At 46.7% G+C, this 753-nt stretch carries 1 protein-coding gene; it reads right to left on the bottom strand.

Annotated elements, in window-relative coordinates:
- Positions 1–682 (bottom strand): IS110-like element IS4321 family transposase (locus tag ACMWL8_RS25110; protein WP_244911770.1); only part of this gene is annotated, 682 nt, incomplete at its 3' end.
- Positions 683–753: the final 71 nt, after the last annotated feature.

The raw sequence follows: 753 nt of genomic DNA, 5'->3' as shown, positions 1-753 counted from the left end.
TTGAAATAGTACTCGCTGTCAGTGTTCCGACGCAGGGAATGCTCAGCAAGCGCTGTCCAACCTCATCTTCGTCCAACTTTCGTTTCAACTGGGATTCCAAATCTTTAATCTGCTCAACAAGATAGTGATAATGCTGTTGTAATTTCAGCAATAACTGGCTGAGGTAAAGAGGCAAACTATTATCCTCAAGAATGGTACTCAGTCGGCTAATAACGGCAGCTCCTCGGGGAACGCTAATGCCAAATTCCAGCAGAAAAGCATGCATTTGATTGGTTGTTTTTACCTTATCCTGAACCAGGGATTCACGGACACGATGCAGAGCCCGCATTGCCTGCTGAGATTCCGTTCTGGGCTGCACAAAACGCATAGACGGACGCGATGCAGCTTCACAAATAGCTTCGGCGTCGACAAAGTCGTTTTTATTGCTTTTAACGAACGGGCGGACAAATTGTGGTGATATCAGCTTTGGGGAATGCCCCAACTCTTCCAACTTGCGTGCCATAAAGTGAGAACCGCCACAGGCTTCCATTGCGATGGTTGTAGCGGGGCATGTCGCCAAAAATTCGATCAACTTTGGCCGGGTAAATTTTTTACGGTAAACAGCCTTCCCGCGACGATCCTGGCAATGAATATGGAAAGAGTTTTTACCCAGATCGATACCAATGAGCGCAATGTTTTCCATGATAGTTCTCCGAATGAAAGCCTGTCCTCAGCATAGTACCGGGAAGGAGGGAGTGACCATCTCATTAAATA

Source organism: Enterobacter sp. 04-C-12-SI-ECC, from assembly GCF_047530715.1.
Lineage (GTDB): Bacteria > Pseudomonadota > Gammaproteobacteria > Enterobacterales > Enterobacteriaceae > Enterobacter > Enterobacter bugandensis.
This window is presented reverse-complemented; position numbering and strand designations above follow the sequence as displayed.